This window comes from Rhodanobacter sp. FW106-PBR-R2A-1-15, assembly GCF_058789735.1.
Window position 1 is genome coordinate 1 of sequence record NZ_JBYTEM010000043.1, and the last position, 25,922, is coordinate 25,922.

At 68.6% G+C, this 25,922-nt stretch carries 22 protein-coding genes, 1 tRNA gene and 1 riboswitch; of the genes, 9 read left to right on the plus strand and 14 right to left on the minus strand.

What is annotated here, in order from left to right:
• Nucleotides 1–64: 64 nt before the first annotated feature.
• The 3 genes from AC3WTD_RS17215 to AC3WTD_RS17225 form a co-directional block, all read right to left on the minus strand.
• Complete coding sequence (locus AC3WTD_RS17215) at nucleotides 65–1,453, minus strand: short-chain fatty acid transporter (protein ID WP_027493207.1); 1,389 nt, start codon at nucleotides 1,451–1,453, stop codon at nucleotides 65–67.
• 372 nt (nucleotides 1,454–1,825) lie between these two features.
• Nucleotides 1,826–2,737: a drug/metabolite exporter YedA gene (gene yedA / locus AC3WTD_RS17220; protein ID WP_492614527.1), complete on the minus strand. Its 912-nt coding sequence runs from the start codon at nucleotides 2,735–2,737 to the stop codon at nucleotides 1,826–1,828.
• Nucleotides 2,738–2,792: 55 nt separating this feature from the next.
• Nucleotides 2,793–3,068 carry a hypothetical protein gene (locus AC3WTD_RS17225; RefSeq protein ID WP_027493205.1) on the minus strand — a complete coding sequence of 92 codons (276 nt, stop codon included), beginning with the start codon at nucleotides 3,066–3,068 and terminating at the stop codon, nucleotides 2,793–2,795.
• A 77-nt stretch (nucleotides 3,069–3,145) separates the two neighbouring features.
• Here AC3WTD_RS17225 and AC3WTD_RS17230 point away from each other — a divergent pair, with 77 nt between their 5' ends.
• Nucleotides 3,146–3,505, plus strand: a complete 360-nt coding sequence (locus AC3WTD_RS17230) for a Rieske (2Fe-2S) protein (RefSeq protein WP_492614528.1) — start codon at nucleotides 3,146–3,148, stop codon at nucleotides 3,503–3,505.
• Nucleotides 3,506–3,520: 15 nt separating this feature from the next.
• Here the strand turns inward: AC3WTD_RS17230 and AC3WTD_RS17235 are convergent, their stop codons facing one another.
• Both AC3WTD_RS17235 and AC3WTD_RS17240 read right to left on the minus strand, forming a co-directional pair.
• Entirely contained in the window at nucleotides 3,521–4,789 is a 1,269-nt protein-coding gene (locus tag AC3WTD_RS17235; RefSeq protein ID WP_492614529.1) for a nucleotide sugar dehydrogenase, read from the minus strand.
• Between the two features lie 100 nt (nucleotides 4,790–4,889).
• Entirely contained in the window at nucleotides 4,890–6,707 is a 1,818-nt protein-coding gene (locus tag AC3WTD_RS17240) for an SLC13 family permease (protein WP_492614546.1), read from the minus strand.
• A gap of 313 nt (nucleotides 6,708–7,020) precedes the next feature.
• On the opposite strand from AC3WTD_RS17240, the gene AC3WTD_RS17245 reads away from it, so the two are divergent.
• Nucleotides 7,021–7,368, plus strand: a complete 348-nt coding sequence (locus AC3WTD_RS17245; protein ID WP_492614530.1) for an endonuclease domain-containing protein — start codon at nucleotides 7,021–7,023, stop codon at nucleotides 7,366–7,368.
• 178 nt (nucleotides 7,369–7,546) lie between these two features.
• Here the strand turns inward: AC3WTD_RS17245 and trmB are convergent, their stop codons facing one another.
• Nucleotides 7,547–8,248: a tRNA (guanosine(46)-N7)-methyltransferase TrmB gene (gene trmB, locus AC3WTD_RS17250; RefSeq protein WP_492614531.1), complete on the minus strand. Its 702-nt coding sequence runs from the start codon at nucleotides 8,246–8,248 to the stop codon at nucleotides 7,547–7,549.
• Nucleotides 8,249–8,362: 114 nt separating this feature from the next.
• Nucleotides 8,363–10,696, minus strand: coding sequence for a DUF6600 domain-containing protein (locus tag AC3WTD_RS17255; protein ID WP_492614532.1), 2,334 nt, complete (start codon nucleotides 10,694–10,696; stop codon nucleotides 8,363–8,365).
• A gap of 419 nt (nucleotides 10,697–11,115) precedes the next feature.
• Here AC3WTD_RS17255 and AC3WTD_RS17260 point away from each other — a divergent pair.
• The 5 genes from AC3WTD_RS17260 (at nucleotide 11,116) to AC3WTD_RS17280 (ending at nucleotide 14,877) form a co-directional block, all read left to right on the plus strand.
• Nucleotides 11,116–11,189, plus strand: a tRNA-Gly gene (locus tag AC3WTD_RS17260).
• Nucleotides 11,190–11,219: 30 nt separating this feature from the next.
• Nucleotides 11,220–11,687: an ATP-dependent zinc protease family protein gene (locus tag AC3WTD_RS17265; RefSeq protein WP_492614533.1), complete on the plus strand. Its 468-nt coding sequence runs from the start codon at nucleotides 11,220–11,222 to the stop codon at nucleotides 11,685–11,687.
• A gap of 7 nt (nucleotides 11,688–11,694) precedes the next feature.
• Nucleotides 11,695–12,615 carry a 30S ribosomal protein S6--L-glutamate ligase gene (rimK, locus tag AC3WTD_RS17270; RefSeq protein WP_027493197.1) on the plus strand — a complete coding sequence of 307 codons (921 nt, stop codon included), beginning with the start codon at nucleotides 11,695–11,697 and terminating at the stop codon, nucleotides 12,613–12,615.
• A gap of 308 nt (nucleotides 12,616–12,923) precedes the next feature.
• Nucleotides 12,924–13,610 carry a response regulator transcription factor gene (locus AC3WTD_RS17275; RefSeq protein WP_008433707.1) on the plus strand — a complete coding sequence of 229 codons (687 nt, stop codon included), beginning with the start codon at nucleotides 12,924–12,926 and terminating at the stop codon, nucleotides 13,608–13,610.
• The gene (locus AC3WTD_RS17280) at nucleotides 13,594–14,877 is read left to right on the plus strand and encodes a sensor histidine kinase (protein ID WP_492614534.1); all 1,284 of its coding nucleotides are present in this window, start codon (nucleotides 13,594–13,596) and stop codon (nucleotides 14,875–14,877) included. The genes AC3WTD_RS17275 and AC3WTD_RS17280 overlap by 17 nt, the downstream gene beginning before the upstream one ends.
• A 297-nt stretch (nucleotides 14,878–15,174) precedes the next feature.
• Here the strand turns inward: AC3WTD_RS17280 and AC3WTD_RS17285 are convergent, their stop codons facing one another.
• The 3 genes from AC3WTD_RS17285 to metF all read right to left on the minus strand — a co-directional run bounded on the left by AC3WTD_RS17285 (nucleotide 15,175) and on the right by metF (nucleotide 17,583).
• Nucleotides 15,175–16,092, minus strand: coding sequence for a branched-chain amino acid transaminase (locus AC3WTD_RS17285; protein ID WP_492614535.1), 918 nt, complete (start codon nucleotides 16,090–16,092; stop codon nucleotides 15,175–15,177).
• 65 nt (nucleotides 16,093–16,157) lie between these two features.
• On the minus strand, nucleotides 16,158–16,733 hold the full coding sequence (locus AC3WTD_RS17290; RefSeq protein WP_027493194.1) for a DUF4124 domain-containing protein: 576 nt from the start codon (nucleotides 16,731–16,733) through the stop codon (nucleotides 16,158–16,160).
• Between the two features lie 25 nt (nucleotides 16,734–16,758).
• Nucleotides 16,759–17,583 (minus strand): methylenetetrahydrofolate reductase [NAD(P)H], encoded by an 825-nt coding sequence (gene metF / locus AC3WTD_RS17295; protein ID WP_235642393.1) that lies wholly within the window; start codon nucleotides 17,581–17,583, stop codon nucleotides 16,759–16,761.
• A 192-nt stretch (nucleotides 17,584–17,775) separates the two neighbouring features.
• On the opposite strand from metF, the gene AC3WTD_RS17300 reads away from it, so the two are divergent.
• Nucleotides 17,776–18,333 (plus strand): DUF3228 family protein, encoded by a 558-nt coding sequence (locus AC3WTD_RS17300; protein WP_027493192.1) that lies wholly within the window; start codon nucleotides 17,776–17,778, stop codon nucleotides 18,331–18,333.
• Nucleotides 18,334–18,428: 95 nt separating this feature from the next.
• Here AC3WTD_RS17300 and ahcY read toward each other — a convergent pair whose 3' ends face one another.
• Entirely contained in the window at nucleotides 18,429–19,868 is a 1,440-nt protein-coding gene (ahcY, locus tag AC3WTD_RS17305) for an adenosylhomocysteinase (protein WP_492614536.1), read from the minus strand.
• A gap of 81 nt (nucleotides 19,869–19,949) precedes the next feature.
• Nucleotides 19,950–20,043, minus strand: a riboswitch (S-adenosyl-L-homocysteine riboswitch).
• A gap of 111 nt (nucleotides 20,044–20,154) precedes the next feature.
• On the opposite strand from ahcY, the gene ppc reads away from it, so the two are divergent.
• Nucleotides 20,155–22,860 carry a phosphoenolpyruvate carboxylase gene (gene ppc, locus AC3WTD_RS17310; RefSeq protein ID WP_492614537.1) on the plus strand — a complete coding sequence of 902 codons (2,706 nt, stop codon included), beginning with the start codon at nucleotides 20,155–20,157 and terminating at the stop codon, nucleotides 22,858–22,860.
• A 143-nt stretch (nucleotides 22,861–23,003) separates the two neighbouring features.
• Here ppc and AC3WTD_RS17315 read toward each other — a convergent pair whose 3' ends face one another.
• The 3 genes from AC3WTD_RS17315 to AC3WTD_RS17325 form a co-directional block, all read right to left on the minus strand.
• Complete coding sequence (locus AC3WTD_RS17315) at nucleotides 23,004–23,279, minus strand: GIY-YIG nuclease family protein (protein WP_492614538.1); 276 nt, start codon at nucleotides 23,277–23,279, stop codon at nucleotides 23,004–23,006.
• A 4-nt stretch (nucleotides 23,280–23,283) separates the two neighbouring features.
• On the minus strand, nucleotides 23,284–23,913 hold the full coding sequence (locus AC3WTD_RS17320; protein WP_492614539.1) for a glutathione S-transferase family protein: 630 nt from the start codon (nucleotides 23,911–23,913) through the stop codon (nucleotides 23,284–23,286).
• Nucleotides 23,914–23,980: 67 nt separating this feature from the next.
• Entirely contained in the window at nucleotides 23,981–25,867 is a 1,887-nt protein-coding gene (locus AC3WTD_RS17325; RefSeq protein ID WP_492614540.1) for an ATP-binding cassette domain-containing protein, read from the minus strand.
• Nucleotides 25,868–25,922 lie beyond the last annotated feature (55 nt).

The following is a 25,922-nucleotide window of genomic DNA, read 5'->3' on the forward strand; positions in this document are numbered from 1 at the left end:
CTGGCGGGCGATGCCTTCGCTCAAGAGCATCGCCCGCCAGCGGGCTCCTACAGTGGGTCTCGTCTCAAGGCATCACCGGTGGCACGTAAGTCAGCGTCAGCCCCAGCAGCCACAGCATGCCCAGCACCAGCGGCACGTGCACCACCAGCTGCATGAAGGTGTAGCCGACCACGTCGCGCGCCTTCAGCCCGAGTACGCCGAGCAGCGGCAGCATCCAGAACGGGTTGATCAGGTTCGGCAGCGCCTCGGCCGCGTTGTACACCTGCACCGCCCAGCCCAGGTGCACGTGCAGGTCGTTCGCCGCCTGTATCACGTACGGCGCCTCGACCAGCCACTTGCCGCCGCCGGAGGGCACGAAGAAGCCGAGGATCGCCGAGTACGCGCCCATCACCGCGGGGAAGCTCTCGGTGCCGGCGATGTGCACGAACAGGTTCGACAGCCGGTGGGCGAGGGTGGCGCCATCGCTGCCGGGCACGTGGGTGAGCAGCGCGGCGATGCCGCCGTACAGCGGAAACTGGATCAGCACTCCGGACGTGCTCGGCACCGCGCGGCTCACCGCGTCGAGGAAGCTGCGCGGGCGCCAATGCAGCAGGATGCCCAAGGTGAGGAACAGAAAGTTGTAGGTGTTGAGGTTGGCGATCGCGGTCACCGCCGGCTTGCTGGCGAACTCGTGGCCGAGCCAGCCCAGCCCGAGCAGGCCGATCGCCAGCGCCAGCAACGGGCTGTACTCCAGCCACTCGCCCGGTCGCGTGCGCGGCGGCAACGCGGGCGTCGAGCTTTCGCCGATGTCGAAATCCTTCGAGGTGCGCGCATTCGCATCCGATGGCGCGGTGTACCAGCAGATCAGCAGCGACACCACGATCAGCACCGTGGTCAGCACGATCGACTGCCACAGGAAGATGGTCTGGCTGAACGGCAGTACGCCGGTGATCGCCAGCAGCCCCGGCGGCATGCTGGCCGGGTTCGCCTGCAACTGCGCCGCCGACGAGGACAGGCCCATCGCCCAGATCGCGCCTAGGCCGAGATACGCCGCCGCACCGGCCGCGCGGTAATCCATGCGCAGGTCGTCGCGCCGTGCCAGCGCGCGCACCAGCAGCCCGCCGAACACCAGCGAGAACCCCCAGCTGAGCAGCGAGGCCAGCATGCTGACCAGCGCGATGTACACCACCGCACCGCGGCCGCTGCGCGGCGCCCTCGCCAGCACGTCGATGAAGCGCGCCACCACCGGCGCGGTGGCCAGCACGTAGCCCCCGATCACCACGAAGGCCATCTGCATGGTGAACGGGATCAGGCTCCAGAAGCCGTCGCCGAACGCCGTGACCGTTGCGGTCGGCGTGGCGCCGAAGGCGAATGCCGCCAGCGCCACCACCACCACGCCCAGCGCGGCGAACACCCACGCATCCGGAAACCAGCGCTCCGCCCACGCGGCGCTACGCAGCGCCATGTGCGCCATCCAGCCGTCCTGCCTCGCGTTCATGCCGCTCTCCGCCGGTGAATCACCACATCGTCGCGCGGCGGCGGATAGGCAGGCAAGCCGACGATAGTCGACCCCCCGCTTCAATGAAGCAACGCTGCGTCGCCGCAGGCGGCGCAGCGTTCGCCCTTCCCCCTGCCAGGCAGGGGGAAGTTGGAAGGGGGTAACGCTTTTCGGCGCAGAGCAACCCCACCCTCCCACGAGGGATTCCCTTAGGTCACAACCCTCCCCTGCAAGCAGGGGAGGGAGCAAGGCTGCACGCCCCTGAGTTACAAGGGGAGGGCCAAGGCCGCACGCTCGGTCCCTCCCCCTGCAAAGCAGGGGGGGTCAGGTGGGGGTAACGCTCTTGACCTACCGCTTCTGCTTCGCCAGCGTGATCACCGCCACGCCGGCCAGGATGATCGCCATGCCGGCCAGGTCGAACGGTCCGACGTGCTCGCCGGCCAGCAGCACGCCGAACAGCACCGCCACCGGTGGGTTCACGTAGGCGTAGCTGGTGGCCAACGCCGGGCGTGCGTGCCTGAGCACGTACAGGTAAGCGCTGAACGCGATGATCGAGCCGAACACCGCCAGGTAGACGATCGCCAGGGTGGAACGCACGGTCGGGTGCACCGGTAACCGCTCGCCGCTGAGCAGGGCGAAGCCGAGCAGCGCGGCGCTGCCGCAGATCATCTGTGCGGCGGTGTTCATCGGACCGGGCGGCATCGCCTGGCGCCGGCTCCACACCGAGCCGAACGCCCACGCTGCCGCGGCCACCAGCAGGGCGGCCGCGCCGATCGACGAGCCGGCCAGGCTGCTGCCCAGGTTCAGCACGATCACGCCGGCGAAGCCGATGGCCAGGCCGATCGACTCGCGCCGGTGCGGCCACTCGCCATACATGCCCGAAAACAGCGCCGCGAACAGCGGCATGCTGGCCACCGCCACCGCAGCGATGCCCGAGCTCACCCGCTGCTCGGCGAAGCACACCAGGCCGTTGCCCAAGCCGAGCAGCAGCAGGCCGACGACTGCCGCGTTGCGCCACTGCTCGCGCGTCGGCGGCGCCATGCCGCGCCAGCGCAGGAAGCCATACAGCGCCACGCCGGCACCGAGGAAGCGCACGCCGGCGAGCAGGAACGGCGGCCAGCTTTCCAGCGCGAAGCGGATGCCCAGGTAGGTCGAGCCCCAGATCACGTACAGCGCCAGCAACGCCAACGGGATCAGTAAGCCGGGATCAGCCAGGCGGCGCGGCCTTGCGGCCGCGATGGAGGCAGCGGTATCGGACATGGGGGTGGACCCGCGTGGGGAAGGCGCATTATCCGCCGGTTTCCCCGCCGCGGGTTCAATGCGTGACCGGCCGTCCCTGGCGGATCACCACGAACTCGCCTTCCAGCACGGTCGGCTTCGTATCTGTCCTGGCGGCGGCCGGCCGGGCCGGGGCGCTGGCCAGCTTCCACTGGCGCACGGCCAGCCACATCAGGCCGCCGAGCAGCAGCACGCTGGCTACCACCAGCCCGAACACCAGCAGCACGCCCAGCACCGCGATGCCGAGCAGCAACGACAGGGCACGCGCCAGCGGATGGCGGGGACGATGGTGGAGCGGCAGGACGAAGCGCATGTGTTAAAAATCCGTGTGGTAAAATCAACGACTTACGCCACAACCATGGGGCTATCCGGCCCGCGAGGCAAGTGCCGATGGATACATTCACTCCCGCCCAGTCGACGAACCGGCAGGCGCTGTGCCGGCTGGACGAGATTCCCGACGGCGGCGCCACCGCCGTCGACGCCGTGCTGGCCGATGGTGAGGAAAGCATCATCCTGCTCCGCCGGGGCGACCAGGTGCGTGGCTACCTCAACGTCTGCCCGCACGCCGGCCGCCGCCTCGACTACGCCCCCGGCAAGTTCCTGCTGAAGGACGACACCCTGACCTGCTGCGTGCACGGCGCCACCTTCGACCGGGCCGACGGCCTGTGCATCGGCGGTCCGTGTCGCGGCGAGCACCTGCGCACGGTGGCGGTGCAGGTGGAGGCGGGCGTGGTGAAGCTGGCGAAGTGAGGCTGGCGGGCCGGGCTACAGCCGGCCGTCCACCGCAGCGGGCGGCAGCAGGCTCTTGATGTCGAACACGACGCAGTTCTCGCGGCCGTAGCGGCGGATGTCCGCGTCGCCGTGGCCGAGGAAATCCCGGTGCGCCACGGCCAGCACGATGGCGTCGTAGGCGTGCCGGGCGGGGGCGTCGATCGGGGCGATGCCGAGCTTCTGCCGGGCCTCCTCAGGGTCGGCCCAGGGGTCGTACACGTCCACTTGGGCATGCGCCGTTTCGAGTTCACGCACGATTTCCACCACGCGCGTGTTGCGCAGGTCCGGGCAGTTCTCCTTGAAGGTCAGCCCCAGGATCAGGATGCGCGAGTCGACCACGTGGATGCGCTTGTTCGCCATCAGGCGCATCACCTGGTGCGCCACGTACAACCCCATGCGGCTGTTGATGCGCCGCGCGGCCAGGATCAGCTCGGGGTGATAGCCGAGGATGGTCGCCTTGTGCGTGAGGTAGTACGGGTCCACGCCGATGCAGTGGCCGCCGACCAGGCCGGGCTTGAACGGCAGGAAGTTCCACTTGGTGCCGGCGGCGTCGAGCACGTCCTGGGTGTCGATGCCCATGGTGTTGAAGATCATCGCCAGTTCGTTCACCAGCGCTATGTTGACGTCGCGCTGGGTGTTCTCGATCACCTTGGCCGCCTCGGCCACCTTGATGCTGGGCGCCTTGTGCGTGCCGGCGGCGATGATGCGGCGGTACAGCGCGTCGACGAAGTCGGCGGTCTCCGGGGTGGAACCGGAGGTGATCTTGGTGATCGTGGGCAACCGGTGCAGCTTGTCGCCAGGGTTGATCCGCTCCGGGCTGTAGCCGCAGGTGAAGTCGTGGTTGAAGCGCAGCCCGGAGGCGCGCTCCAGCACCGGCACGCAGATTTCCTCGGTGGTGCCGGGGTAGACGGTGGATTCGTAGATCACCACGTCGCCGCGCTTGAGCACGCTGCCGATGCTGGCGCTGGCGCTCTCCAGCGGGCGCATGTCCGGCCGGTTCGCCTCGTCCACCGGAGTGGGCACGGTGACGATGAACACGTTGCAGCGTGCGAGGTCGCGCACGTCGGTGGTGAAGCTGAGCCGACCGGCCGCGGCGAGTTCCCCGGCGGGGGTTTCGAGCGTGTGGTCATGGCCCCGCCGCAGTTCGTCGACCCGGCTGGCGCTGGTGTCGAAGCCGATGGTGTCCAACTGCTTGCCGAACTCCACCGCAAGCGGCAGCCCGACGTAGCCGAGCCCGACGAGGGCGATCCTGGGTTCGTTCAAGTGCGTATTCCCTGTTGCCGACGGCGGCGCATCGTGCGGCGCGCGGTCCGGCGGCGAACATACCAGCGATGCGCGCTGCTGTCGCTTGTTCGGCGTGCATTCAATGGAACATCAAGTTGATCGCGAGCAGGGTGACGACGAGGACCAGCAAGGTCAGCGGCAGGCCTACGCGCAGGAAGTCCTTGCCCTTGTAGCCGCCGGGGCCGGTGACCATCATCAGCGCGGGGTGGCCGGAGCTGAGCAGGAAGGTGTTGGAGGAGGACACCGCCACAATCAACGCGTAGGCCGACGGATTACCGCCGGTGGCGACGGCCACGCTGATCGCGATCGGCACCATCATCACGGTGGCGCCCACGTTGGACATCACCTGCGAGAACAGCAGGGTGAGCACGGCCAGCACCAGTTGCAGCAGGTAGGGCGAGGAGTTGCCCAGGTAGTGCAGTACCTGCTGCGCCAGCCACGCGGCGGTGCCGGTGGCGTCCATCGACCAGCCCAGCGGGATCAGGCAGGCGATCAGGAAGACGGTTTTCCAGTTCACCGCCTTGTACGCCTCGTCCATGTTCAGCACGCCGGTCAGCAGCATCGCGATGGCGCCGGTCATCATCGCGATCGACAGGTCGAGGTTGGTGAACAACGCCAGGCTCTGGGCCATCAGGAAGAAACCCACTGCCTGCCAGATCTTGCCGGGGCGCTGCTGCTCCTTCGGGATGTCGGTGACGACGACCAGGTCCTTGTCTTCCGCGGCCAGTGCCAGGTCGCGCCAGTTGCTGTGCAGCACCACGGTGTCGCCGGCGCGCAGGCTGACCGAGCGCACATCGTCGCGGAAGACCTGGTCGCCGCGGTTCACCGCCAGCACCGAGATGCCGAAGCGCTTGCGCAGGCGCAGCTCGCCCACGGTGTGCTTGATGAAGCGCGACACCGGCGGGATCACCACCTCCGAAATGCCGGCGCGGGTGGGGTTGAACAGCTCGCCGAGCTGGCGCATGCGGGTGGACAGCCGGCACAGCTGGTTGTTGGCGAACTGGTTCAGCTGCTCGCGCGGGCCGAGCACGCCGAGCACCGAGCCCACCCAGATCACGTGGTCGGCCGGCGGCGCCATGCGCGCGTCGTTGCCGCTCTTGATCGCCAGGATCAGCGGCGCCTCGTGCAACTGCTCGACCTCGCCGATGCTCATGCCGACCAGCGGGCTTTCCGCGGTGACGGTGAGCTCGGCGGTCTCGCCGACGATGCCGTAGGTCTCGGCGAAGTAGCTCTCGGTGCGCCCCGGCGTCACCTTCAGTCGTTCGTCCTCGTGTCCGGGCAGCAGCTTGCGGCCGAAGAAGTAGAAATACGCCACGCCAAGCAAGGCCAGCGCCAGGCCGATCGGAGTCACGCTGAACAGGCCGAATTTGGGGATGGTGTGCGCGCCGGGCATCAGGTTGGCGTTGGCGCTGGCGATCAGGTCGTTCAGCACGATCAGCGAGGAGTTCGCGATCAGCGTGGTGTTGGTGGCGGTGAGGATGCAGAACGCCATCGGCAGCAGCAGCCGCGACAACGGCACGCCGGTGCGCGCAGCCAGCCGGCTGGACACCGGGATCATCAGCGCGGCCAGCGCCTGGCTGGGGATCACCGCGCTGAACAGGCTGGCCACCAGGTTGATCACCACGCCCAGCCGCGACTCCACGCCGCGCGCCATGTGCATCACGAAGTTCGCGGTGAGGTTGAGCACGCCGGCGCGGTCCAGCCCCTCGCCCATGATCATGATCGCGATGATCGCGATTACCGCGTTGCCGGCGAAGCCGTTGAACACCCGGTCGGCGGGAATCAATCCGGTGAGGCCGATCACCACCACCACCAGCAGCGCCACCATGTCGGCGCGGATCCACTCCATCACCAGCATCAGCATGGTGAAGCCCACCAGCCCGAGCACCAGGATCATTTCGGGGGTGAGCGAGAGCGCCACTAGCTGACGTCCCGGCAGGGCAGCTGGCAATCATGGATACGGCGGGGCAGTGGGAACTTCACGCTGCGGTCGATTCGTCCCTGGGCGGATGAGCGCGAGTATAAGCGGGGTGGTGCGATGGCTGGTGAACCAAGGGCCAAGAGCGACCCCACCCCGGCCCTCCCCTGCGAGCAGGGGAGGAAGCACTGCGTAGCGGCATGGGAGTACCAGCTTCTACTCCTCCCCCTGCTTGCAGGGGGAGGCTGGGAGGGGGTTACGCTTTTCGCCCCAGCCCAGCGAAGGACTCGCCATGCAGCTCAAATGGATCCGCGCCCGCCGCCTGCGCAACGACGGCACCGATGCCGAGCGCCGCCTGTGGCACTTCCTGCGCTGCGAGCAGTTGGGCGGCCACAAATTCCGCCGCCAGTATCCACTGGCTGGTTACATCGTGGATTTCGTCTGCGTGCCGGGGTGCTTGGTGGTCGAACTGGATGGCGGGCAGCATCTCGACGCACTCGAGTACGACCGGCGTCGCACCGAGGCACTGCAGCGCGAGGGCTATCGCGTGCTGCGTTTCTGGAATGACGATGTGCTGTTGCGTACGAAGGATGTGCTGGCGGAGGTTTTTCGGGTGCTGGAGGAAAGGTCAAAAGCTTGACCCCACCCCAACCTTCCCCTACTTCGCAGGGGAGGGAGAAAAGCTACCCAGCTCGCCTGCTGCACTCCTCCCCCTGCTCCGCAGGGGAGAATTAGAGCGGTGCCCCTCCCTAAGAAAAGCTGCCCGGCCCGACCGCTGTGCTCCCTCCCCTGCGAAGTAGGGGAGGGTTGGGGTGGGGTCATGCTTTTCGGTAAAGCAGATCCCACACCCCATGCCCCAGCTTCAGCCCGCGCCGCTCGAAGTGGGTCTCGATGCGCCATGCAGGCTTCTCGGCGTACTCGCCAGGGCCAGTGGCGTTGCGCCAGTCGGGCGCCGCTTCCATCACCTCCAGCATGTGCTCGGCGTAGGGCTGCCAGTCGGTGGCCAGGTGCAGCAGGCCGCCGTTTTCCATGCGCGAGGCGAGCAGGGCGACGAATTCGGGCTGGATCAGGCGGCGTTTATTGTGGCGCTTCTTGTGCCACGGGTCGGGGAACCAGATGCGCGCCTCGGCCAGCGTGCCCGGGGCGATCTCGTGCTGCAGCACTTCCACGGCGTCGTGCTTGTACAGCCGCACGTTCTGCGCGTCGCGCGCGGCCAGCGCGTTCATCAGCCGGCCCACGCCGGGGCCGTGCACTTCCACGCCGGTGAAGTCGCGCGCCAGGTCGTGCTCGCTGGCCCAGGCCAGCGCCTCGCCGTTGCCGAAGCCGATTTCCAGCACGCGCGGCGCGGCGCGGCCGAAGTTCGCAGTGAAGTCGTGCGGGGCGCCCCGGTAGTCGATGCCGTAGCGCGACCACAGCGTGTCGAATGCACGCTGCTGCGCCGGTGTCATGCGCCCTTCGCGCAGCACGAAGCTGCGGATGCGGCGCATGTATTCAGGGGTGGAGTCGTCGATCGTCGGCATCCGAGCATTGTAGAGCTTTGCCCCACCCCAGCCTCCCCTGCGAGCGGGGGAGGACAACCGCTTCGTGCGCTGCCTCTCCCCCGCACGCAGGGGAGTGGAGCCATGCTCGCGGGTTCAGTGCTCTCCCTGGTCCTCACGCACCTGCCGCTTGGGGTTGGGCGCCTCGCCGCGTTGTGGCTGCCGTGTTTCGGCGCGCGGCTGCGGCATGGCGTGCGGCTCCGGCATGGCGCGGGGTTCCGGCATGCCACGCGGCTCCGACATGGCGCGGGGTTCCGGCATGCCGCGCGGCTCCGACATCGCGCGTTGCTCCGGCATGCCGCGGGGTTCTGGCATCGCACGTTGCGGCGGCTGGTAGCGCGGCATCGGTTCGCTGCGGTCCGGGGCGGGCAGCGGGCGCGGCGCTTCGTGCACGTACTCGCGCGGCGCGGGTTCGGGCCGCTGGAAGCGCGGCGCGGCCGGTTCGCGCAACGTCGGCTCCATCGGCTGCGGGCGTTGCTGCTGCATGGCGCGTTCGGACGGGTAGCGCTGGACGCGACCATCGTCCGCCGGCGTGGGCAGGCGGCGGAATTCGGCGCCACGGATCGGCGCCGGCTCCGACGGCAGCGGGCGGTTGTCGGGGATCGCGCGCGGCCGCCCTTCGGCGGCGGGCGTGATGTAGCTGACACCCGGACGCGGCATCGCCTCGGGGCGGTTCGCGTCGTCGCGTCCACGCGGATGGGCGAAGCGGGCCGAGCGCAGTTCGGCAGCGTCGCGCGACATCTGCGGCCGGTCCCCGGGGTCGGCCGCGGTGATGCGCGGAGCGACCGGAAGCTGCCCGGGCATGGTCGCCGGCCGGCGCGGGCTGGCGTCGTTGCGATCGGTCAGGTCGGGGCGCTGGCTGCGCCCGGGCCGGCCCATGTCGTCGAGCACGCGCACGTTGCTGCGCGGCGTGGCGAAGCGATTGTCGCCGGGGCGGGGGAAGGCGGCCTCGCGGGGCGCCGGGGGTGCGCGCCGCGCCACCACCTCACGGTCGAAGCCGCCGGCGGGCAGGTCGCGCGCGTGCGCACTGCGCGGCGGCCGGTCGGCGTTTTCCTGCGGGCGCAAGCGGTCGATGCCGCGCACCGGTACCGGTGCGCCGGCGAGCTTGCGCGGATCGACATCGAGCAGGTCGCGTTGCACGCGGTGTCCTTCGGCGAAGCTGCGGCCGGGTACGGCGGTGAAGCCGCGCGGCGCCATGCGGTTGGCGTAGCTGGCGTCGCGGAGCGGACGGCCTGTGCGGTAGTAGTTGTACTGGTTGTTGATGTTGTTGATGACGGTGGTGCGGTTGACGGTGTTGTGCACGTAGATGTTGGTGACGTTGACGCGCGTGTAGTAGCTGCGGTCGCAGCGGTACCACGGGTTGTAGACCTCGCCCGGGCCGAGCGGGAACCAGCCCACTGGCGCGCTGCCGATGTCGATCGACCAGCCGCCGCCGCCGACGAAGGCCACCAGCGCCGGCGCGTAGACCGGGCGCACCTCGAGCGGGCCCGGGATCCAGCCCCAGCCGCCGCCGAGGTAGGCCCAGCGGCCGTAGTGGTAGGGCGCGAAGCCCCACGGTGCGTCGTCCACCCAGGTCCAGCCCCACGGCGCGATGTACGCCCAGTGGCCGCTGCGGTACGGCGCCCAGTCGACGCCGACCTCGGAGGGGTACCACACCGCGCCGTACTCGCGGGTTTCCCGCCAACTGCCGTAGCGGTCGAGGTCCTGGTAGCCCACCACGTCCTCGGACACGTAGCGGCGGCTGGAGGAGCGCGTGTAGCGGCGGTCGCGCTGGCTGGCCCAGTCATCGAACGCGTCGCCGCCGGCGTCGTCGGTGATCGTCACCGTGGCCAGGCTGGAGTCGGTGAAGAGGTAGCTGCGGCCGGGGTTGATCGGGCGCTGCGCATTGTTCTCGCCGAACACGGTGGCGCGGCCGTCGAGCGCGGTGACCCGGGTGCTGCCGTCGCGATCGTCGACGTCGACGCGGAAGGTGCCCGGCTGGTCGGCCACCAGCGCCACCGTCGGAGTGTCGATCTCGTAGCTCTGGCCGTCGTCGAGGCGGCGCACGGTGAGGCTGAGCGTGCCCTGGGTCAGCTCGAGTTGGGCCAGGTTGTCGTTGAGGTCGAGCAGGCCGAAGTCGGTCCGCCCGTCCATGCGCAGCGTGCCGCCGCCGAACTCCAGTTCGGCGCGCGCGCCGCGGGCGGTGGACAGTTTGTCGCCGCGGGTCAACGGGCGGTTGATGTTGGCGTCGCTCCAGTCTTTCGCGCCGGCAGGCAGAAAGCCGAGGTCGCCGGCGATGTACGACAGTCGCGCCACCCGGCTCGGCGGATCGGCGCGGTCGTTGGCGCCGCCCTGCGCGTGGGCCAGGCCCGCGACCAGGCACAGCAGCATCAGCGCCAGCGCTTGCCAGCGGCGGCGCCACGAAACGGGGAACTTGGCAAACCTGGGCATGCGGCTCTCCTTGGGGAGTGCGTATGAGGCTGGAGCGGGGCGGGCGTTCGTCATGGTGCGGTCAACGTGCATTGTCAGGCCGGCGATGACGGCCGCCAGAGTGTCCGCAGAGGGCTGTTCAGCACGCGTTGGGCGCCGTGCCCACTTGTGCATGCGGGCGCCTTTCGCAAGAGCCTCACCCCCTCCTGACCTCCCCCTGCGATGCAGGGGGAGGGACCGGGCGTGGAGTTGCGCGCTTCGCCCCCTCCCCTGCATGGCAGGGAGGGCCGGGGAGGTGCGCTCTTCGTCGCGAGGCCGGGGTCGTGAAGCGGCGCGCCCTGCTCCCTCCCCTGCATGGCAGGGGAGGGCCGGGGTGGGGTGCTCTTCGCTCCCGCGAGCTTTCCAACCACGCGAATCCCGGGTTACCATCCGTGCGCCCGGCGGGTGTAGCTCAATGGTAGAGCTGTAGCTTCCCAAGCTACTGACGAGGGTTCGATTCCCTTCACCCGCTCCACTCCCCGGTCGCCGAACATCCCGAAACCCTATGGCGGATCTGATCACCGCGGCCCTGACGACCTTGGGCTGGCGCGAGCGGCTGGCGTTGCCGCAATTGGGCATCGGCATGCTCAAGGCCAAGCTCGACACCGGAGCGCGCAGCAGTTCGCTGCATGTGGATACCCTCGAAGAATTCCAGCGCGACGGCGTGACCTGGCTGCGCTTCACGCTCCATGTCGGGCGGCGCCAGCCGGTGGAAACCCGTTGCGAGGCGCCGGCGTGGGATCGCCGCGCGGTCACCGACACCGGCGGGCGGCGCACCGAGCGCTGGTTCATCCGCAGCGAGGTACAACTGGCTGGGCAGCGCTTCAGCGTCGACATCAACCTGACCGATCGCCGGCATATGCTGTTTCCGATGCTGCTGGGCCGCAGTGCGCTGAACGGGCGCTTTGCGGTGGACCCGGCACGCTCCTACACCCAGCCGCGCCCGCTGCTTGCAACCACGGACCTTCGATGACCCGCCCATGAAGATTGCGATCCTCTCGCGCAACACCCGGCTCTATTCGACCAAGCGTCTGGTCGAGGCGGCGCGCGTGCGCGGGCACGTGGTGCGCGTGTTCGATCCGTTGCGCTGCTACGTGCGCGTCGCGCCGGGCGCCTCGTCGATCCGCTACAAGGGCAGGGAGGTGCGCGACATCGACGCGGTGATCCCGCGCATCGGTACCACCAGCACGTTCTACGGCACCGCGGTGCTGCGCCAGCTGGAAATGATGGGCGTGTACACGCCGAACCCGTCCGACGCGGTGCTGCGCGCGCGCGACAAGCTGCGCTGCCTGCAGATCCTCGCCGCGCAGGGCATCGACATGCCGGTGACGGTGTTCGGCGACAACCCGGACGACGCCGACGACGTGCTGGCCCTGCTCGGCGACCCGCCGCACGTGATCAAGCTCAACGAGGGCAGTCAGGGCACCGGCGTGGTGCTGGCCGAGAAGCGTGCCGCCTCGCAGAGCGTGATCGAGGCGTTCCGCGGGCTATACGCGAACTTCCTGGTGCAGGAGTTCGTGGCCGAGGCGAAGGGCAGCGACCTGCGCTGCTTCGTGGTCGGCAAGAAGGTGGTGGCGGCGATGCAGCGCGACGCCACGCCGGGCGATTTTCGCGCCAATCTGCACCGCGGCGGCACTGCGATGGCGGCTACGCTGAGCGTCGAGGAGAAACGCATCGCCGTGCGCGCGGCCGGCGCGCTGGGGCTGGGCATCGCCGGCGTCGATCTACTCCGCTCGAAGCGTGGCCCGCTGCTGCTGGAAGTGAATGCCTCGCCTGGGCTGGAAGGCATCGAGGCCGCCACCGGAGTCGATGTGGCCGGCGCGGTGGTGGAGCTGCTGGAGGCGCAGGCGCGCGAAGTGCCCGCCGAGACCCGCCCGCATCGCAAGCCGGTCAGGGCCTGAGCTGCCATTGCACGATGGCATCACGGCCGGATGAGCACGGGTTAACCGCACCGTAACCCGGCACCCCCTATAAAGCGGGCACTGTTTTTTGCGGTACCGCGGCCTGCGTGGCCCGGTGAGGCAGACAATGGTATCGGGGCAGTAGCTCTTGGGCCCGGGTGGGCGACGGCGAGTCGCGCATCCGGGCTTTTTTCTTGCCGTGCCAGTCCCCATTCAGTTTCACGGTGCCGCCGGCGCACCGGCTTCACCCAAGATTGTTAAGCTTGCAGCTCCAGCCGGCCCGTGCGCCGGCTGCGCAGGAGTGACCCATGCGCGTACTGGTAATCGAAGACAACAGCGATATCGCCACCAACATCGGCGACTATCTGGAAGACCGCGGCCACGTGGTGGATTTCGCCGGTGACGGCGTGACCGGCCTGCATCTGGCGGTGGTGCACGATTTCGACGTGATCGTGCTCGATCTCACCCTGCCTGGCATGGACGGCCTGGAAGTCGCGCGCAAGCTGCGCCACGAGGCGCACAAGCAGACCCCGATCCTGATGCTGACCGCGCGCGACGCGCTGGAACAGAAGCTGACCGGTTTCGAATCCGGCGCCGACGACTACATGACCAAGCCGTTCGCGCTGCAGGAGCTGGCGGCGCGGCTGGAAGTGCTGGCGCGCCGCGGCAAGGGCCCGCAGAGCCGCGTGCTGAAGGTGGCCGACCTCACCTTCAACCTGGACACGCTCACGGTGAACCGCGAAGGCAAGTCGATCCAGCTCAACCCGATCGGCCTGAAGCTGCTGCAAGCGCTGATGGAGGCGAGCCCGTCGGTGGTCACCCGGCAGGACCTGGAGCAGCGCGTGTGGGGCGAGGAACTGCCCGACAGCGACAGCTTGCGCGTGCACATCCACGGCCTGCGCGCGGCGATCGACAAACCCTTCGACAAGCCGCTGATCCACACGCGGCACGGCATTGGCTATCGGATGGTCGAGCCGGATGCAATCCAGGCGTAAGCTGCGGTTCCGCCTCGTCGTCTCCTTCGCGCTGTTCGGCTTCGGCCTCAGCGCGTTGTTTGCGTTTGCGGCGTTGAACATCCGCACGCGGGTGGAGGATCAGCTGGTCAATGCCAGCCTGATGGACGACGCCAAGTGGGCGAATCAGCAGGCGCGCGAGCATCCCGGTGCCCCCAGCGGCTCCCGCTTGCTCACCGGTACCGTGCTCAGTGACCGCACTTTGTACAAGGCACCGCTCACCTGGCAGAGCCTCAAAAACGGGGTGCACGACATTTTCGAACCAGGACCGGACGGCAAGGAGCACCATTACAAGCTCGCCGTTTATCGCGAAGGCGGCATCATCAGCTTTCTGCAATATGACGTGTCGCGCGAAGAGCTCGGCAAGCAACAACTGCTCTTCAGCGTGATCGGCGCGGTATTCCTGTTCGGCCTGCTCTCGCTGGTACTCGGCCTGTGGCTGTCGCGCAAGGTGCTCAAGCCGGTCAGCGAGCTGGCCAACCGCCTGCGCGATTTTCGCAAGGCCGGCAAGGCCGAGCCGCTGGCGCCGCATTTCGCCGACGACGAAGTGGGCGAGCTGGCGCACGCGCTCGACGAGTACTCGGCGCGGCTCACCGCGATGGTCGAGCGCGACCGCGAATTCAATTCCGACGTCAGCCACGAGCTGCGCACGCCGCTGGCGGTGATCGCCTCCACCACCGAACTGTTGCAGGGCTCACCCGACCTCACGCCCAAGCTCGCCGAACGCCTCAAGCGCATCGAGCGCGCCTCGCGCCAGGCCACCGAACTGATCGAGGCGCTGCTGCTATTGTCGCGCGCCGAGCGACGCGGGCCTACCCGCGGCGAGACCACCGAGGTGGGCAAGGTCGCCGCCGACGTGATCGAGAGCCAGCGCCCGCAGATGCGCGGCAAGCCGCTGACCATCGAGCTTGCCGTCAGCGTGCCGGTCAGCGTCAACGCGCCGGCCTCGGTGCTGTCGGTGGCGCTGACCAACCTGGTCGGCAACGCGATCAAGTACACGCTGGAAGGCAGCGTGCGCGTCGAAGTGGGCGATGGCCGCGTCGAGGTGATCGACACCGGCCCCGGGATCAAGCCGGAGGACGCCGAGCGGCTGTTCCAGCGCGGCGTGCGCGGCGAAGGCGCCGGCGGCAGCGGCGCCGGCCTGGGCTTGGCGATCGTACGCCGGCTGTGCGAGCTGTACGGCTGGGACGTGTCGATGCGCCCGCGCAACGACGCCAACGGGGCGATTGCCAGCATCAGGTTCGGTTGACGCCGCAAGCTCCTCCCCCTTGCCATGAGGGGGAGGTTGGCGACCGCAGGGAGTCCTTCAGGTGGTGGGTTGTCCGGGCTTGCCGGGAGCGAAGATCAAGAGCGACCCCACCCCGACCCTCCCCTGCGATGCAGGGGAGGGAGTACAGCGGCTCCTCCCCGTCAAGCAGGGGAGCACCGCGGCTTTGCTCCTCCCCCTGCTAGCAGGGGGAGGACCGGGAGGGGGTCGCTTTTGATGTTGGCTTGGCGAAGAGCGACCCCGCCCCAGCTCCCCCCTGCTGCGCAGGGGGGCAACACGTCACACCTGCTCCAGCCAGCCCCACTTGTCGTGGGTGCGGCCGTCGAACAGGCCGAAGAACAGTTCCTGCAGGCGCAGGGTCACGCGGCCGGCCTTGCCGGTGCCGACCTGCTTGCCGTCGACCGCGCGGATCGGGGTGATTTCGGCGGCGGTGCCGCACATCAGCACTTCCTCGGCGAGGTAGAGGTATTCGCGCGGGATGTCGCGCTCGACCACCTCGATACCGTCTTCGCGGGCCAGCGTCATCAGCGTGTTGCGAGTGATGCCGGTGAGCAGCGAGGCGCTGGCCGGCGGCGTGTGCAGCACGCCGTCGAAGACCAGGAACAGGTTCTCGCCGGCGCCTTCGCTGAGCAGACCGGTGGAAGCCAGCGCAATGCCTTCGCCGAAGCCCAGGCGGCGCGCCTCGCGCGCGATCAGCTGACCGGACAGGTAATTGCCGCCGGCCTTGGCGCCGGCCGGGATGGTGTTCGGCGCGAAGCGCTGCCAGCTCGACACGCAGGCGTCGATGCCGTTCTGCAGCGCTTCGGCGCCGAGGTACGGGCCCATCGGCCAGGCGGCTACCGCCATGTCGATCGGGGTCTCGGCGGAGAGGCCGAAGCCGCCCAGTCCGCGATACGCCAGCGGGCGCAGGTAGGAAGCGCCCAGGCCGTTCCGGCGGATGACTTCACGACAGGCCGCGGCCAGTTCGTCGGCGGTGTACGGCAGCGCCATGTCGTAGATCTTGGCGGACATGTACAGCCGGTTCAGGTGGTCGGTGAGGCGGAAGATCGCCGCGCCGTCGGGCGTGGCGTAGCTGCGGATGCCCTCGAACACCGACGAGCCGTAGTTCAGCGCATGCGACATCACGTGGGTGGTCGCCTCGGCCCAGGGCTTGATGCTGCCGTTCTGCCAGATCCATTCGGGGTATTGCTGGGCCATGTCGGTTCTCCGTTGGGGACCGCCCATGATAACTGCTGGTCGCCGGGGTGGCGTCAATGGCTGCGTCAATTCGCGCTGCGCAGCCACAGGCAGCCGGCCTGGCGTACGAGGTCGAAACGCAGTTCGCGCGGGACGCCGCTGCCCTCGTTGCCGGCGGTATGCAGCACCAGTTGCTCGCCGGGCGATGGCGTCGCGGGTGCGGTGTCCGTCACTGGTGGGGTGTCGATGCTGGCGGCAGGGGCCGGTGTGGCGCCGCCCGGCAAGTCCACGTCCAGCAGCGGCTGCTTCATCAGTTCGGCCAGCGAACGGATGTCCGCGATCACCGCACCGCGGCCGTAACCGTCCCACAGCATCAGGCCGGCGAGGCGGTTGGCGTCACGGCTGGCGAACGCGTCGATCACGCTCTGGCGCAATTCGCCTGGGCTGGCGGCGCACAGGATCGGCGGCGGCTCCCGCAGCGACGCGGCCTGCACGGGCGGGTCGTCCGGGTTGACCGGACTGGCTTGCAGCGCCGTGCAGGGCTGGTCGGTGAACACCGCGCCACCGTTCGCGCCGATGCAGCGATGGATCGGCGACTGTGCCGCGACCGGAGCAGTGACGGCCAGCAGTATCAATGGAAGCAGGGCGGCCAGGCGGTACATCGCGCCAGCATATCCGCCGCGCGGATCAAAAAAGTTGCTGCAGCACCGCCTGGGTCGCCTTCGCCCGGTTCAGCGTGTAGAAGTGCAGCCCGGGCGCGCCGCCGTCGAGCAGGCGCCGGCACAGCTGCGCCACCACCTCGGCACCGAGCGCGCGGATCGAGTCGGCGTCGTCGCCGTGGGCCTGCATGCGCTTGGCGATCCAGCGCGGGATCTCGGCTCCGCACAGGTCGGAGAAGCGCTTCAGCTGGCTGAAGTTCGCGATCGGCATGATGCCCGGCACGATCGGCACCTCGACGCCGAGCCGGTGCACGTCGTCGATGAAGCGGAAATACGCATCGGGGTTGAAGAAGTACTGGGTGATCGCACCGTTCGCGCCGGCGTCGATCTTCGCCTTGAAATGCCTGAGGTCGCACAGCGCGTCGTCGGCCTGCGGATGGGTTTCCGGGTACGCCGCCACCTCGATGTGGAAATGGTCGCCGCAGTGCTCGCGGATGAAGCCCACCAGTTCGGCGGCGTAGCGGAAGTCGCCCGCGCTGGCCATGCCCGAGGGCATGTCGCCACGCAACGCCACGAGGCGCCGGTAACCGGCGGCGCGGTAGCCGTCCAGCAGCGCGGCGATCTCCGCCCGCGTGCCGCCCATGCACGACAGGTGCGGCGCCACGTTGAAGCCATGCTGCGTGTGCAGCCGCGCCACGGTGTCGCCGGTGTAGCTGAGCGTGGAACCGCCGGCGCCGAAGGTGACCGAGGCATATTCCGGCCCGTGCGCCTTCAGCACCTGCGCCGCGCGGTCGAGCTGAGCGCGCTGCTCGTCGGTCTTGGGCGGGAAGAATTCGAAGCTGATGGCGGGCATGGGCGTCCTTCGCGGCGGCTGCGAGCAATTCTATACGTTCATCGCGATGGAAAGATAGACTTCCAGATGCGAGGCAGGGAAACCCCGCGTGATGTCCGCTTGCGCAGGCATGACGTCATCATCAATCGGGCATGGCTCCCGGCAGGAACAAGCGCCGCGTGCGCTACGCTGGGGTTTTCCATCGGCTCGGTCATGTCCATCGTCCTCACCCCGTTCGCCCGTGCCCGCCTGTTTCCGCGCGAGCGGCGCGGCAACACTATCCAGGACTGCAGTCCCGAAGCGTTCCAGCAGCGCCTGAACGACGAGCCGCCGTCGCGCGTGCTGGATGGCTACGCGCCGTTCTGCAAACTGCACGTGCACCGCAACTGGACCACCACGCGCTGCCTCACCGTGCCGATTACCGAGGCCAACCGCCACCGGCTGCGCAGCGCCTACGAGGCACGCACCAAGGCCGAACTGCCGGTGCTGGTGCGCTGGTTCGAGGGCGTGGAATCACCGGTGGCGAACTGGCTGATTCCGATCCTCTACAGCCGCGAGCAGCTGGCGAAGGAAGGCGAGCCGATCGACGCCGACTGGGGCATCGTCGGCTGCCTCTACACCATGGAGCCCGAGGAAATCCCGATGGCGCCGATCACCATGCTGCGCAACGCGCTGGGCGTGGACGAGGGCGGCTCCGGCGTGCCGCTGGACCGCGAGGCTTATCGGCGCAGCGTGGCGTTCTGGGAGACCAACGCGAACTGGCGGCCCTGATCCATCCGGGCGTTTTGATGGGTGTTTTTGCGTCTACGCCTACGAAACGGGCGCCTCACGGCGCCCGTTTCGTATATGCACCAACGAAGCCCCGCTCAATAACGGTAGTGATCCGGCTTGTACGGACCTTCCACCGGCACGCCGAGGTAGGCGGCCTGGGTCGGGGTGAGCGTGGTCAGTTTCACGCCGATCTTTTCCAGGTGCAGGCGGGCGACTTCCTCGTCGAGCTTTTTCGGCAGGATGTAGACCTTGGCCTCGTAGCTGTCCTTGTGCGCCCACAGGTCGATCTGCGCCAGGGTCTGGTTGGAGAACGAGTTGGACATCACGAAGCTCGGGTGGCCGGTGGCGCAGCCCAGGTTGACCAGGCGGCCTTCGGCGAGCAGGAAGATCGCGCGGCCATCCTTGAAGGTGTACTTGTCCACCTGCGGCTTGATATTGAGCTTGCTCACGCCGGGCATGGCGTTCAGCGCGTCGACCTGGATCTCGTTGTCGAAGTGGCCGATGTTGCAGACGATGGCCTGGTCCTTCATCGCTTTCAGGTGATCCAGGGTCAGCACGTCCTTGTTGCCGGTGGTGGTGACGTAGATGTCGCCGCGGCCCAGCGTCGATTCGACCGTGTTGACCTCGAAGCCTTCCATCGCCGCCTGCAGCGCGTTGATCGGGTCGATCTCGGTGACCACCACGCGCGAACCGTAGGCACGCAGCGAGTGTGCGCAGCCTTTGCCGACGTCGCCGTAGCCGCACACCACCGCCACCTTGCCGGCCAGCATCACGTCCATCGCGCGCTTCAGGCCGTCGGCCAGCGACTCGCGGCAGCCGTACAGGTTGTCGAACTTGCTCTTGGTCACCGAGTCGTTGACGTTGATCGCCGGCACCAGCAGCGACTTCGCCTCGGCCAGCTGGTACAGGCGGTGCACGCCGGTGGTGGTCTCCTCGGAGACGCCCTTCCAGTCCTTGACCACGGTGTGCCAGTAGCCCGGGCGCTCGGCGTGCACGCGCTTGAGCAGGTTCTTGATCACCTGCTCCTCGTGGCTGCCCGAAGCGCTGTTGACCCAGTCGCTGCCGTTCTCCAGCTCGTAGCCCTTGTGGATCAGCAGTGTCACGTCGCCGCCGTCGTCCACCACCAGCTGCGGGCCGAGGAAGCCGCCCTTGCCGTCGGGGAAGGACAACGCGTCCAGCGTGCAGTCCCAGTATTCCTCCAGCGTCTCGCCCTTCCAGGCGAACACCGGCGTGCCGGTGGCGGCGATCGCGGCGGCAGCGTGGTCCTGCGTGGAGAAGATGTTGCACGAGGCCCAGCGCACGTTGGCGCCGATGTCCTTCAGCGTCTCGATCAGCACCGCGGTCTGGATCGTCATGTGCAGCGAGCCGGTCACGCGCACGCCCTGCAGCGGCTTGGCGGCGGCGTACTTGCGACGGATCGACATCAAGCCCGGCATCTCGTGCTCGGCGATATCCAGCTCCTTGCGGCCGAAATCGGCCAGCGAGAGGTCGCGGATCTTGTAGTCGTGGGTGCTTTCTTTGAGTGCGGCGTTCATCGGTAAGCTCCGGTTAGTGCGAGGCTCCTGTGAAGAGTCCGGCCACGGATGGCCGGTCTGCTGCGAAGGGACTCGCGTACAAACAACCGGGCGCCGTTGTGGAACGTGCCGCGCCGAGCCTGGCCGGTTCCCGCGAAGTTCGTTCACGGCAACGGTCGCAGCGCCCCTCGGCGGGCAGTGCAGGAGGGCCATTGTAACGGCAGATATGGGCTTATGCCGCATGGTTGGGTGTCACCCGCGCCGGGATTGGTTACGCTGGGAATCTGGCCTGCCATGGAGTTGCCGTGTGGAAGCAAGTCGCGAACCCGAGTTCCTGCCGCCCGATGGCCCGCTGCGCGAGGATGTCGGCCGGCTCGGCGCGATGGTCGGGCGCATGCTCGCCGAACAGGGCGGCAGGGCGTTCTTCGAGCGGGTCGAGCAGGTGCGCCAGGCGGCGATCCGCCGCCGCCGTGAAGGTGCCACGCTGGAGGAACTGGCCGCCTCGCTGGCCGGCCTCGACGCCCGCGATGCCGAAGCGTTGGCGCGTGCGTTCGCCACCTACTTCCAGGCGGTGAACACCGCCGAGCGGGTGCACCGCATCCGCCGCCGCCGCGACTACCAGCGCGAGGGCAGCGCGCCGCAGCCGGAGTCGCTGCTCGACGTGCTCGGTCGCCTGAAGGCCGAGGGCGTGGGCGCCGACGAGCTGGTCGGCTGGCTCGACCGGCTGTGGATCGAGCCGGTGTTCACCGCGCACCCGACCGAGGCGGTGCGCCGCTCGCTGCTGGAGAAGGAGCAGGCGATCGTCGCCTCGCTGATCGACGGCTTCGACCGCGAGCGCACGCCGCAGGAGCGCAAGGACGACGACGACCGCATCTACATGGCGCTGTCCGCCGGCTGGCAGACCGCCGAGGCCTCGCCGGTGCGGCCCAGTGTGCTGGACGAGCGCGAGCACGTCGATTTCTACCTGGCCCATCCGCTGTACCGGATCGTGCCGACGTTGTACGAATCGCTGGCGCAGGCGCTGCAGACAACCTACGGCGTGGCGATCCGGCTGCCACGGCTGCTGCGCTTCGCCAGCTGGGTTGGCGGCGACATGGACGGCAACCCGAACGTGGGCGCCGACACCATCGCCGACTGCCTCGACTCGCAGCGCGCGCTGGTGCTGGAGCGCTACCGCGAGGACGTGGCTGTGCTGGCGCGGTCGCTCAGCCAGACCGAGGGGCGGGTGGCGGCGTCCGATGCGCTGCGCGTGCGGCTGGCCGACTACCGCGCGCGTTTTCCCGCGGCCGCGGCGCAGATCCGCCCGCGCCACGCCGACATGCCGTACCGCTGCCTGCTGCAACTGGTTGGCGCACGGTTGGCGCTGACCCAGGACGACGACGCGGACGGCTATGCGTCCAGTGATGAATTTCTGGACGACCTGCAGCTGATCGCCGACAGCCTGTTCCAGCATCGCGGCGTGCACGCCGGCGCCTATGCGGTGGAACGCCTGCAGTGCCGCGTGCGCAGCTTCGGCTTCCACCTGGCGCGGCTCGACGTGCGGCAGGATTCGCGCGTGCACGACGATGCGCTGGCGGCACTGCTGGCCGAGCCGGACTGGGCCACGCGCGACGGCGCCGCGCGCGCCGACCGGCTGCGCCCGTACGCCAGCGGCGATGCGGTTTTTCCGGACAGCCATGACGCCAACGCCACCTCGCTGCAGGCGGTGTTCGCCATCCTGCGCGACAGCCGCAAGAGCCACGGCTGCGACGCCACCGGCCTGTACATCATCAGCATGGCGCGCTCGGCCGCCGACGTGCTGGCGGTACTGGCGCTGGCGCGGCGTGGCGGACTGGTCGATCCGGCGAACGACGTACCGCTCAACATCGCGCCGCTGTTCGAGACCGTCGATGATCTGAAGAGCGCGCCGGCCACCTTGCGCGCGCTGCTCGACGATCCAGTCTACCGCCATCACCTCGCTGCGCGCGGCGACCAGCAGTGGGTGATGCTGGGTTACTCCGACAGCGGCAAGGATGGCGGCACGCTGGCCTCGCGCTGGGGCCTGCAGCGCGCCCAGGTGGAGTTGCTGGAGGTGGCGCACGCGGCCGGCATCCAACTGGCGTTTTTCCACGGCCGCGGCGGCTCGGCCAGCCGCGGCGGTGCGCGCATCACGCCGGCGCTGATGTCCGCGCCGCGCGGCGCGGTGGCCGGCGTGCTGCGGGTGACCGAGCAGGGCGAGGTGATCCACCGCAAGTACGGCATCCGCGCGCTGGCGCTGCGCAACCTGGAGCAGACCGTGGGCGCGGTGCTGCGCGCCTCGCTGCGCCCGCGCGAAGACGAATCGCGCGAGGAGCGCTGGCGCGAAGTGATGAACACGCTGTCATCGACCAGCCGACAGAGCTACCGCGCCTTCGTCGAGCGCGACGGTTTCGTCGACTACTTCCGCAGCGCCACCCCGGTCGACGTGATCGAACGGATGACCCTGGGCTCGCGCCCGGCCAGTCGCCGCAGCATGCGCGGCGTGCAGGACCTGCGCGCGATCCCGTGGGTGTTCGCGTGGACCCAGTGCCGCTCGATCCTGCCTGGCTGGTATGGCCTGGGCAGTGCGTTGGAGCAGGGTGCACGGCAATTTGGCGAAGAGACGCTGGTGGAGATGGCGCGCGATTGGGCGTTCTTCTGCAACCTGCTCGACGACGTGGAAATGGTGCTGGCCAAGTGCGACCTGCCCATCGCCGAGGCGTTCTCGAAACTGTCCGGCCCGCTGCACGAGGAATTCTTCGGACTGGTCCGCGACGAGTTCGCGCGCACCCGCCGCTGGCTGCTGCAGCTGAAGGGCAGCGGGGTGCTGCTGCGCGGCGAGCCGCGCCTGGCCGCCTCGATCCGCCTGCGCAATCCTTATGTGGACCCGATGAGCCTGCTGCAGGTCGACCTGCTGCAGCGCTGGCGCGCCAGCGACCGCCAGGACGATGCCGTGCTGCAGGCGCTGGTCGCCTGCGTCAACGGCGTGGCACAGGGATTGCAGAACACCGGCTGATCGCGCCCTCCCACTTCGGCTCTTCAGCCAGTTTTGCCGGATAGCCCCCACCTTCCAGGAGCCCGCTCGCGGGCGACGCCTTTGATCTTGCGAATCCCGAATCCCGAATCCCGGCCTTCAAAGCATCGCCCGCGAGCGGGTTCCTACGGCGCGTGCGTGATGACGGCCTGCAGCGCCGCGATGCGCTGCTCGCGTGGCAGCCGCTTCCAGGCAATTTCCAGCTTGAGCGCCTCGCCGCGGCTGGCGACCCACACCCAGCCCAACAGTTGCTTCGGTGGGTTGGACCGGGTGAAGCGGGCGCCCTTGCCAGCGAGGTGTTTCTCGTAGCGTTGTTCGGGGTCGCGCGCGATGCCGGTATAGACGCGGCCGTCGGCGCATTCGAGCAGATAGACGGCCCAGGTGTCGGCGCCGTCACTCATGCGTTCAGGCCCACTCGACCAGGCCTTCGGCCTCGCACACCTGTTTCCACGACGGGCGGGCTTTCAGCGTGCTGGCCAGTGCGGCCAGCTGCGGCCATGCCGTCGCCGGCTTGGGCATGTTGCGCGACCAGCGCATCAGCATCAGCGTATACAGGTCGACCAGGCTGAAGCGGTCGCCCAGCATGTATGGACCGTGCGCGGCGAGATGCGCGTCGATCTTCGACCAGCATTTCTCGATGCCGGCGCGGGCAGCCTGCTTGATCGTATCGGCGCCTTCCGGCAGATGGTCCGCGGGATAGAACCACTGGCGGAACAGCGGTTGCAGGTTGTTGGCCAGGTACAGCATCCATTGCAGGAAGTCCGCACGCTGCGCGCTGCCGGGGGCCGGCGCCAGCGCGGCTTCGGGATGCTGCTCGGTCAGCAGCATCGCCAGCGCCGCGGCCTCGCCGTGCGGCACGCCATCGATCACCAGGGTCGGCACCACGCCGTTCGGATTGATCGCCAGGTAGGCGGCGCTGCGCTGCTCGCCCTTGTCGATGTCGACGCGCTTGAGTTCGTGTGGCGCGCCGATCTCCAGCAAGGCGAGGTGGACGACGAGGTTGGCGGAGCCGGGAGCGTAGTAGAGCGTGTACATGGCGATCATCCGCAAGGGGCAATCCGCGAATGATACGCCGCCATCTTGGCGACACGGTGGCCGAATGTCAGCCGTCCAGTTCCGACCAGCGCGCATAAGCCGTGTCGAGTTCGGCCTGCAACGCCACCAGCGCCTCGTTGGCCTTGACGATGGCGGCGCTGTCCTGCTGGAAGAACGCGGGATCGTTCATCGCCGCGGTGTGTGTGGCGACGTCGGTTTCCAGTTGCTCGATGCGTTGCGGCAGCTGCTCCAGCTCGTGCTGTTCCTTGAAGCTGCGCTTGGGCTTGGCCTTTTTCTCGTCATCCCGGCGAAGGCCGGGGTCCAGCGACTTGTTCGTTGCGGAAGGCGCTGGCTCCCGGCTTTCGCCGGGATGACGGGGTTGCGGCCGCTGACGCAGCCAGTCGGTGTAGCCGCCCACGTATTCGCCGATGCGGCCTTCGCCTTCCAGCACCAGCGTGCTGGAGACCACGTTGTCGAGGAAGGCGCGGTCGTGCGAGACCAGCAGCAGGGTGCCCTGGTAGTCGGTGAGCAGTTCTTCCAGCAGTTCGAGCGTCTCGACGTCGAGGTCGTTGGTCGGTTCGTCCATCACCAGCAGGTTGGACGGCTGCGCGAACAGTTTGGCCAGCAGCAGGCGGTTGCGCTCGCCGCCGGAGAGGCGGGTGATCGGGGCGCGCGCGCGTTCGGGCGAGAACAGGAAATCCTGCAGGTAGCCGATGATGTGCTTGCGCTGGCCGTTGAGCTCGATGTACTCGCGGCCCTCGGCCACGTTGTCCAGGGCGTTGAGCTGGTCGTTGAGCTGCAGCCGGTGCTGGTCGAAGTAGGCGACCTGGATGCCGGTGCCCAGCTCCGCGCTGCCGCGCTGCGGCTTGAGCTCGCCCAGCATGATCTTCAGCAGGGTGCTCTTGCCGGCGCCGTTCGGACCGATGATGCCGATGCGGTCGCCGCGCATCACGGTGGTGGTGAGGTCGTCGATCAGCACGCGGCCGCCGTAGGCCTGGTGCACGTGCTTGAGGTCGATCACCTTCTTGCCGGAGGCCTGCGCATTGGCCGCCGTCATCTTCACGTTGCCGCCGAGGTTGCGTCGCTCGGCGCGTTCCACGCGCAGCGCCTTCAGCGCACGCACGCGGCCCTCGTTGCGGGTACGCCGGGCCTTGATGCCCTGGCGGATCCACACTTCCTCCTGTGCCAGCTTCTTGTCGAACAGCGCATTGGCCTGGGCTTCGGCATGCAGGCGTTCCTCGCGCCGGCGCAGGTAGTTGTCGTAGTCGCCGGGCCAGTCGGTCAGCGCGCCGCGGTCGATTTCGACGATGCGCGTGGCCAGCGCGCGCAGGAAGCTGCGGTCGTGGGTGACGAAGACGATGCTGCCGGCGAACTGCTTGAGGAAGCTTTCCAGCCAGCCGATCGCTTCGATGTCGAGGTGGTTGGTGGGCTCGTCCAGCAGCAGCACGTCGGGCTTGCGCACCAGCGCCTGCGCCAGCAGCACGCGGCGCTTCATGCCGCCGGACAGCGCGGCGAAGTCGGTTTCGCCAGGAAGCTCCAGCTGGGCCAGCACGTCGCTCACGCGGCGGTCCAGGTCCCAGCCGTGCTGCGCCTCGATCTGGTGCTGCACGTCGCCCAGCGCATCGAAGTCGCCCTCGTCGAGCAGGTGGTGGTAGCGCGCCAGCAGGTGGCCGAGGTCGCCCAGTCCCTCGGCGACCACGTCGAACACGCTGCCTTCGGTGCCGTGTGGCACTTCCTGCGCCATCCGCGCGATCACCACGCCGTTCTGTACCCGCACCTCGCCATCGTCGGCATGCAGCTCGCCGGCGATCAGCTTCATCAGGGTGGATTTGCCTTCGCCGTTGCGGCCGACGATGCACACCCGCTCGTTCGCCTCGATCGACAGATCGACATGTTCGAGCAGGAGCGGGCCGCCGATGCTGAAGTCGACGCGTTGCAGTTGGATGAGAGACATCCGCCCATTGTAGCTGGAGCGTATTGGCCATCTGCCTTTGAGGCAGGCGCAATGG

Excerpts from the sequence above, each read along its gene's own strand:
- AC3WTD_RS17240 (WP_492614546.1), bottom strand. The coding sequence starts at position 6,707 with ATGATCCTGGTGCTCGGGCTGGTGGGCTTCACCATGCTGATGCTGGTG.
- ahcY (WP_492614536.1), bottom strand. The coding sequence starts at position 19,868 with ATGAACGCCGCACTCAAAGAAAGCACCCACGACTACAAGATCCGCGAC.
- AC3WTD_RS17245 (WP_492614530.1), top strand. The coding sequence starts at position 7,021 with ATGCAGCTCAAATGGATCCGCGCCCGCCGCCTGCGCAACGACGGCACC.
- AC3WTD_RS17280 (WP_492614534.1), top strand. The coding sequence starts at position 13,594 with ATGCAATCCAGGCGTAAGCTGCGGTTCCGCCTCGTCGTCTCCTTCGCG.
- AC3WTD_RS17265 (WP_492614533.1), top strand. The coding sequence starts at position 11,220 with ATGGCGGATCTGATCACCGCGGCCCTGACGACCTTGGGCTGGCGCGAG.
- AC3WTD_RS17285 (WP_492614535.1), bottom strand. The coding sequence starts at position 16,092 with ATGGCCCAGCAATACCCCGAATGGATCTGGCAGAACGGCAGCATCAAG.
- AC3WTD_RS17290 (WP_027493194.1), bottom strand. The coding sequence starts at position 16,733 with ATGTACCGCCTGGCCGCCCTGCTTCCATTGATACTGCTGGCCGTCACT.
- AC3WTD_RS17300 (WP_027493192.1), top strand. The coding sequence starts at position 17,776 with ATGTCCATCGTCCTCACCCCGTTCGCCCGTGCCCGCCTGTTTCCGCGC.
- AC3WTD_RS17225 (WP_027493205.1), bottom strand. The coding sequence starts at position 3,068 with ATGCGCTTCGTCCTGCCGCTCCACCATCGTCCCCGCCATCCGCTGGCG.
- AC3WTD_RS17315 (WP_492614538.1), bottom strand. The coding sequence starts at position 23,279 with ATGAGTGACGGCGCCGACACCTGGGCCGTCTATCTGCTCGAATGCGCC.
- metF (WP_235642393.1), bottom strand. The coding sequence starts at position 17,583 with ATGCCCGCCATCAGCTTCGAATTCTTCCCGCCCAAGACCGACGAGCAG.
- rimK (WP_027493197.1), top strand. The coding sequence starts at position 11,695 with ATGAAGATTGCGATCCTCTCGCGCAACACCCGGCTCTATTCGACCAAG.
- AC3WTD_RS17230 (WP_492614528.1), top strand. The coding sequence starts at position 3,146 with ATGGATACATTCACTCCCGCCCAGTCGACGAACCGGCAGGCGCTGTGC.
- trmB (WP_492614531.1), bottom strand. The coding sequence starts at position 8,248 with ATGCCGACGATCGACGACTCCACCCCTGAATACATGCGCCGCATCCGC.
- AC3WTD_RS17325 (WP_492614540.1), bottom strand. The coding sequence starts at position 25,867 with ATGTCTCTCATCCAACTGCAACGCGTCGACTTCAGCATCGGCGGCCCG.
- yedA (WP_492614527.1), bottom strand. The coding sequence starts at position 2,737 with ATGTCCGATACCGCTGCCTCCATCGCGGCCGCAAGGCCGCGCCGCCTG.
- AC3WTD_RS17215 (WP_027493207.1), bottom strand. The coding sequence starts at position 1,453 with ATGGCGCACATGGCGCTGCGTAGCGCCGCGTGGGCGGAGCGCTGGTTT.
- AC3WTD_RS17255 (WP_492614532.1), bottom strand. The coding sequence starts at position 10,696 with ATGCCCAGGTTTGCCAAGTTCCCCGTTTCGTGGCGCCGCCGCTGGCAA.
- AC3WTD_RS17275 (WP_008433707.1), top strand. The coding sequence starts at position 12,924 with ATGCGCGTACTGGTAATCGAAGACAACAGCGATATCGCCACCAACATC.
- AC3WTD_RS17320 (WP_492614539.1), bottom strand. The coding sequence starts at position 23,913 with ATGTACACGCTCTACTACGCTCCCGGCTCCGCCAACCTCGTCGTCCAC.